Raw genomic sequence first — 6,888 nt, forward strand, 5'->3', positions numbered from 1 at the left:
AGTAGCAGAAAACAAACAAGCCACTGAAGACTGGGCAGAGAGAGCACTACGATTTAGCCAAGCAGAGACAAAGATCAAGGATAGAATGGAGGATCTGAAAAAGCAGATCGCGAGTGAGCGGAATACTTTACAGAGTAGTCTGAATCAATTTCTGGTTCCCCAAGCTGGTCTGTTTAACGCAAGTGGATTGAATGGACTAGTTGATGTTGGGAGTTCAAAGTATAAGACATTAGAAACCAACCTGCGATCTGAGTACAATATCATGGAAGGTGTGCTTAGTGGAAAGATAGGGATGTGGGATTTTATCAATGGAGTTAGAGGCCAAACCGGGCCACCAGCGACTTTTGGGAGTGGACTTTCCTCCAAATACCCACAGTATGATATTTATGGTTTTGTGAGGACGAGATTGAATGGTGGCGAACCATCTTATCTGATGAGGATTGCTCAGGACGCTTTTAATGGTGTTTGGTTTATTGAGGAAGATGATAAGGCTAGTTCTACGGCTAACCTAAGATTGGAATCGGATACCTATTCCCAGTATGAATCTAGAATGAATGCGAAGCTGGAGCAGATTACAAACGCGGAGGCAATCATCATTGCCATTATGGGATGGGGGAATCCGCTCGTTGGAGCAGCAGCAATCCAAGCTGCTGAAAAATGGTCTACAACCAAAACGGAGCTACAAAACTCCATCAGCAATGCGACTGCATCTGCGACTAAGCTCAAAGATCTGCAAGCAGAGCTAAATTATTACACGGATATTTCTAGTGCGGAGCAATTGCGATCGGTACTGCTTGGAACTGGAAATAGCGCGGGTAAGTACAAATTGAACACTGGACTACAATCGAGTGATACCAACTTCTTGAACGGTGCAGGAACCTTAACGGCGGGAAGCCTACAATGGACTGCTGGAAAAGAAGGACTGAATCTAGATAAAATCGCAGGAAAAAACGGAGATCCGGTAGCACAAGATCGATACATACACGACGCATACGGTTTATTAGTAAGAAATAATACTAATTATACACCAGGTGGAACTACAGCTGTGGCAACCAGTTCTATAGCAACTGGCAGCGATGGGGTAAAAACAGCATTTATGGTGTCCGGAGACGAGTTTGTGTCTGCACTAGCAGTGCTTTCACGTTCCCAATATGAAATAGAAAGAGACGAATACTTTGCCGCACAGGAAGCGAGCGTAGGACCAGGTGGGCAGAAGGCAGACAAAAGAGAAATTTTAGACGATAGAGAACAATTCTTTTCCCAACTCATCAACAAGTTAAGCAATGGGAATGCCCAAAACATAGAATTTGAAATGTACCAAACGGTAGTTTCAGATTATATGGGCAAAGGAAAAACAGTCGATCAACTCTTTGAGCTAAGCCTTGAACAGCAAAGAAAGGCCCAAATCGCTTCCTGGGACGCCAAAGAAAAGGATTTTCAAGCAAGAAAACAAGAATGGGTACAAAACATCCAATACTTGCAAGACACTGGAAATGCAAGGTTCAATGACCTAACAGGGGTTATACTAAAACAATGGGATGAGTGGAGGAGTGACTTCCGCAAGCAAGCTAAGGAAGGCGAAGAAGCACACCTAAGAGAAATAGAGAAAGCAATCAAAGAGAAGTCTAGCTGGGAAAAGGACTTCCTGTCTACGATGAAGGACCAAGACGATAGCACCGTACTCAGAGATGCATACAACCAGATCCAAGGAATGATAGAAAGTTTTGGTGGAACACTACCAACCGGAGTATCTCTCAACCTCAACGCAAATACGATTTTGAATTCAGTCCTTGCAGACAGTCCAGGTAGGTTCGATGAAAAGCTTGTAAGCGAGGGAGCGGCTCAAGACGTACAATTCTTTATCAACCAACTGCAAACAACAAAGCTGGATGAAAAGAACGTCAAAGCATTCACTGGACTGAGAGAGGAAATGGATCAGCATAGCCAAAAAATGGTAGTGCTACAAACCTTAGACAGTTTGTATTCCATTCCAAAAGCATACGAAGAGACGATCAAAAGTGCCAACGAAGACCTACACAAACAATTGAAGTCTCAACTGACGCAAGACCAGTTCATGCCAGTAGGCAATGTGTATATTCGCCAAACCGTAGGGCCAGATGGAAACCCTCAGGCACAGGTGCTACCAGGATACACAGACTTTATATATAACTCACCGGATCTACTACCAAAAGTAAAAGACAGCAACGGAAAAGAGTGGGATCTGACCGACTTTAATACGTTAGCTGGAAAGGGAGGACCCACTTCCGCCGAACTGCAAACAATGGTTCGCCTTGCACAGACACAGATGGATCTAGACTTCAAAAGAATCTACGATCCTGAAAATCCAACTAACAGAGAAATAGCGATCACAGCGCTAGACCCTGTAGCAGTTGCCAAAGTAGCACAAGCAGCGCAAGCTAGTTTACGCCAATTATTCACAGACCCGCAAAAAGCATTAGAATATACGAATGCAGATGAACGTGGAAAAAGAGCCATGGAAGAATCTGCGATGAACTCCGGCTATCTAGTTGGACCAACCGAAGGAGGGAAATTCGGAGACCACCACTTTAGCCAATTCTATACGATTCTGAAACTCAAAGAGAAATACAATGAGATGAAGCAGGAAGGAGAATCCTTAAAAGGAGATGGATTCTCGAATGCGATGGGAAGTGTGATGGAAGCAAGCACCTTTGGCTTGTTAGACGGCAAGATGATTAGTAAGACATTGCATGATAATAAGGAAATCGTGGATGCGGTGACGGCAGTAGCCGCAGTGATTGCGGCACCATTTACAGGAGGAGCGTCGTTCATCGCATATGCAGCCTATAAATCAGTGCAAGGAGCGTATGAAGGCGGAGTGCTCGGAGCAGTAGCGGGAGCAGCAAACTTTGGAAATGCATATTTGCAAGGCTTCTCTGCCGGAGCAATTTCTTACGGAATGTCTTACAGTTATGAAGATGGCTTTCAAGCGAGTGTGGGAGGAGGACTAGGGAAAGCCGGACTCGGATTCGGAGGAAGTTTGTCCTACAGCGCGAATACTGGAGCAATATCCGGGAGTCTAGGCTTGCAAGCAAGAATGGTCCCAAGCAGTCGAATCACAGCAAACCTAGGAGTTAACTTTGACAATAGCGGATTTACAGGAGTCAATACCGGCTTTGGAGTAGGCATGGGAACCAATTCTCAGGGTGGTCCATTAGCTTCTCTTAATGTAGGATTGAGCTACGATAAGAACAGCGGCTTTGGCCAAACAGTGGGCATCTCGCAAAGTGTGAACAGGGCAGTTTCGCAAGCAGGTTTGGATTATTCTCACACAGCGTTTGGAGGAGATACCTGGACTGCAAGTACACCTGCCTATTTAGGAACAAACGCTAGCTACTCTTATAACAACCTGACGAAGAGCGCTACGGCGACCTTGAACTCAAACGGAGCGACAGCACTGACGTATGATTTAGCAAGTGGAACAGCAAAGTATAACGACAGCTTCTTTGGTGACTTAGGTAAAGCTCAGGCGATGTCGCTGGGTGGTATGTCGGACGAAGAGTATAAGAAGCATATAAACGACCAGAAAGCGATTAGAGCTCTATCCCAAGGTTTGTGGGAAGATACTATTGGATTCTTTAGTGGTCTATTTTCTTCGGATACTTCACCCGATTCTCAGGCTTCACGTGCGGCTCAAGAGAGTGCTAGAGGTAACTTAGTTAAGGACATGTTAGGTGGGTTGGTACATAGGGAGGGCGAGGAAGAGCCTGATTCGCAGCAAAGATTTGCTGAAGGTAAACGAAAGTTGTTAGACACTGGAAAATGGGCAGATCCTGTAACTGGCAATATTTACAGCCTAGAAAATGGAGAATTGAAGACTTACTTTCAGGATCTGACTACTGGTGAAATAAAAGTTCGGTCCGTTGATGCCCAGGGGACCGAAGTGGAACGTCCGTGGAATCCTAGTAGTGATGTGAGCTTCGGAACGGATGAGGCTCAATTATTACTAACTCAGTCCCGTGGGAAGGGAGATAAAAACGCATTTGAACGATACAATCGATTGCAGTTGAATAAGGCCCTGAATAATTCAGATCGAGCGACACAAAGCTTTGAATCGTGGGCAAATAAATTAGGATCTAAGAATCTACCTGAATTACAGAGCAGTATAGAAGGACAAGAACTCGGCTTATACAATCAGCTCTTAGATCAAGCAGTTCGAAAAGGAAAGTTCGATGATGTTATCACGAAACAACTTGGCGTTGATTTAAATACATTCGAAGGAAGTAACTTGGATTTTCTTTCTCTAGAGCAAAAAGCAATAGATATTTTTGAAAAAAACTATAATAACCTTAGAATGCCATTAGGTGATATGGGTGCAGCAACTGGAACACTGAATTTCTTGTATAAATTTTTAATGGGACTCGGTGGTGGGGGGCTGTTGGACGGAACTATGGCCGCTGGACAAGCAGTGACGGATAATTATGTACATTCGAAAACAAAAATACAAAAAATGAATGAGTTAACAGATAGGGCACTGAATGCCGCAAGAGACCCATCGAAGGACATCTTCACTGAAATCGAGCGCCTAAATCAATTGAGGTCTCAAGAATATTGGACTACAGATCCTTTTGGAACGATTTTAACCAAAAAAGGGACGCCGTTAGGCAACTATGAGATGAATTTTATGCTTCAGATATACAGAATTGAGCGAAGAAGGTTAGAATTGGCTCAATGATTTCTGTTGGAAAAAGTATTCTTCGACTTTCATTGATAGCTCTTGCTTTAGTAAATTGTGAGAGATTTGAAATAAAAATCGCAACCGAAGATTCAAGGCTATTTCAGTACTACGGACACGTTTACGGTAAGCCAAAGGTAGCGGAAATTGGGCATATTTACCCCAGATTTCCACTACCGGTAACGAGCGATACTTTGCCTGATGGAGCAAAAGTCGATCGCCTCTTTGGTGATATGTATGGGCATCAGGTTTTCACTTTTGCTACTAATCTAGATGATACTTCCAGAAAAACAGAGATAGTTATCTTTAAAATTTTCTATCATAACATAGAAGAAGATCAATTGAGTTCCTCCTCCCCCATGAAAATAATACTCTATAACGAAGAGACGGCGGTAATTTATGCAGTTTTGAGGCTTTTTAGAAAGGTCAAAAAAGATAAATACAGAGGAAAAAAGCTTAAAGAAGTCCCGTTGGAGGAAAGGGAATATCCTCATGACAGATATTGGATCTGCAACGTTGAGCAAAATCAAGAAAAGCTTAAATTCACAAATTGCCTATTCGGTGATAGACGAGGTCAGGCGACCACCCGCGACATTACCAACTTATACTATCCATTTGCACCCATTGTAGAAGACTTATCGAAGGATAGCAGTTTTCAGCTCGGTTGCTCACGTTTTGTGAACTCAGCTAAAATTAAATGCGATTTTGAAGGTTACGAATTGTTTGGTTTGCCAGTGAGTCGATCAAGTATTTGGAAAGAATGGCCATGAGGAGTAATTCCTACAAGTCAAGGTGCAAATTTTGGATGCGAAATTTCGGAGGAAGAAAGAAGACGTTCCTCCCTGCACTAACATAGAGCCCAACGAACTTCTTGCCGATCTCCGCAAGAAGGATGCTATATGCTTATGAGTTTGCTAGAGATCCGTTTGCTGGAAGAATACAATTTTTCTTTGCTTAAGTTAATTTAAGCAAAGAAAAATTGAAAATAATTAACTTATTAAGGATTTGCCATATGGAAAAGAAATGCTTTGACCGGAAATACATTCAACAATTCCTTTATTCTCAGGAACAAATTCCACTTTTTCTAAATAAGCATATTAACAATTGTGTACTTTGTCAAACAACGATAGTTGAACTTTCAGAAATAGAGCCGATTTCTGAAATGATTTTCAGAAAACCGTTCCAAAAACAAAAAGAACTTTGGTTCGGAGCAGAAATAAGTAATCAAATTTCAAATTCAATACCTCATAAGGATAACTTGATGGTTGGTTTACTTCCAAAGAAATCGTTTTTTGACTGGGTTTCTCTATCTAAAGGGAAGGTTCCCAGAACCATCTTATTAACAGTGTATTCGATTGTTGTTATCGAGATAATAGTTTCCTATTTCCAAAGTGCTTACTGAAGCGGAGTTAAGTCTTTTGGATGAAAGCATTCGATGCATATTTACTTGAACTACCTATAACTAATATTGAGTTAGATTTTCGCCAACCGTGTGTCAGTTGCAGAAAAACTGGATCAAAAAATCAGTAGACGTCTAAGAGAGCCTACCTATGTTCAAGCTAAACAACTCCATTTCAGGTAAGAACTTTATGAAGAAAAAGCTAGCATTTTTAACCATCCTTTCAGCCATTTCATTTGGATGTGATGATGGGAAGAAAAATGATACGGATGCACTATTGACTGTACTTTTGCGGAACCGACCAGTGCCTGTAGTTATTAGTCGGGCTGGGGCATCTATGAACTCAGCTACAACAATATTGGTATCTGTCTATTCGGGACAAAATTGCACTGGAAGTTTAATTCTAAATTCTTCTCCACTGACTGGTGTTTCGCAGGCATCTACCGAAGTGCCATCCGGAACTACCTTCTCCGTCCAGGCAGAGGACCAAGCTGGCGTGGAAATGACGATATGCCAGAACTCCCCTTCTGTAAACCTGATCGTGGGTGGAAATAGAGTAGAGTGTGACATTCTTACTGCGTCAATTGGTTGCGGAGTTTTATAGTTTCCGTTTCTATAATATTGCGATTTGGATCTATCTGTTGTCTGCCCACTGCCAAACACAATGCCCAACTTAAAGAATATCACTCGACCTCCTCTTGCCCAGCAGAGTCCACAGAAAAGTTAAATGCAATGTTCCGGATATTCGGAAAGTATAAAATTGGAGGAGTGACTG

Annotated in this window: 3 protein-coding genes and 1 pseudogene; all 4 read left to right on the top strand. The window is 42.4% G+C overall.

Going from position 1 to position 6,888, the window contains the following annotated elements; translation table 11 throughout:
* Window positions 1–4,714 (top strand): annotated as a pseudogene (locus CH373_RS18690) (hypothetical protein); the annotation flags it as partial.
* Window positions 4,711–5,484, top strand: coding sequence for a hypothetical protein (locus CH373_RS18375; RefSeq protein WP_100715562.1), 774 nt, complete (start codon window positions 4,711–4,713; stop codon window positions 5,482–5,484). The pseudogene CH373_RS18690 and the gene CH373_RS18375, both read left to right, overlap by 4 nt.
* Before the next feature lie 242 nt (window positions 5,485–5,726).
* Window positions 5,727–6,116, top strand: coding sequence for a hypothetical protein (locus CH373_RS18380; protein WP_100715563.1), 390 nt, complete (start codon window positions 5,727–5,729; stop codon window positions 6,114–6,116).
* 187 nt (window positions 6,117–6,303) lie between these two features.
* Window positions 6,304–6,717: a hypothetical protein gene (locus CH373_RS18385; protein ID WP_125170058.1), complete on the top strand. Its 414-nt coding sequence runs from the start codon at window positions 6,304–6,306 to the stop codon at window positions 6,715–6,717.
* The last annotated feature ends 171 nt before the right edge of the window (window positions 6,718–6,888 follow it).

Source organism: Leptospira perolatii (genome assembly GCF_002811875.1).
GTDB classification, from domain to species: domain Bacteria; phylum Spirochaetota; class Leptospiria; order Leptospirales; family Leptospiraceae; genus Leptospira_B; species Leptospira_B perolatii.

Coding starts and splice junctions, on each gene's coding strand:
- CH373_RS18380 (WP_100715563.1), top strand. CDS start 5,727: ATGGAAAAGAAATGCTTTGACCGGAAATACATTCAACAATTCCTTTAT.
- CH373_RS18375 (WP_100715562.1), top strand. CDS start 4,711: ATGATTTCTGTTGGAAAAAGTATTCTTCGACTTTCATTGATAGCTCTT.
- CH373_RS18385 (WP_125170058.1), top strand. CDS start 6,304: ATGAAGAAAAAGCTAGCATTTTTAACCATCCTTTCAGCCATTTCATTT.